1 pseudogene is annotated in these 466 nt (G+C 62.2%); it reads right to left on the bottom strand.

Annotated features, from left to right (window positions below):
- Nucleotides 1-175: 175 nt before the first annotated feature.
- A pseudogene (locus tag J5M56_RS25040) lies at nt 176-466 on the bottom strand (ABC transporter permease); the annotation flags it as partial.

Here is a 466-nt window from a genome sequence, read left to right as displayed (position 1 = left end):
CTCCAGGCCTCTTGAGTTTCTCGAGGGTGTTTGATCAGAAACAATCATGAGGCGTGGTTCAAGTGTTGCCTGTGCGGACGCCTTCGCGAGCAGGCTCGCTCCCACGCTTGCCCGCGTTCACTCAGATCCCTTGTGGGAGCGAGCCTGCTCGCGCAGAGGCCCGCTCTGACAACGATCAGTGTCCCGATTGCCACGGCTGCCCCAACGAAACCGGAGCATACAATCGCGTACGCACGGCATCGCGGGACAGCAGCACCAGCACCAAAATCGTCGCCACATACGGCAGCATCGCCAGCAGGCTCGAAGGAATCGCCAGTCCCAATCCCTGTGCCACCAAGTGCAGGATGCTGGCGAGGCCGAACAGATACGCCCCTAGCAGCAAGCGCCTCACCCGCCAACTGGCAAACACCACCAGCGCCAGAGCGATCCAGCCGCGCCCTGCGGTCATGTTCTCTGCCCACATCGG

The sequence above is a fragment of the Pseudomonas sp. 51_B genome, assembly GCF_017491595.1.
Classification (GTDB): domain Bacteria; phylum Pseudomonadota; class Gammaproteobacteria; order Pseudomonadales; family Pseudomonadaceae; genus Aquipseudomonas; species Aquipseudomonas promysalinigenes.
This window is presented reverse-complemented; position numbering and strand designations above follow the sequence as displayed.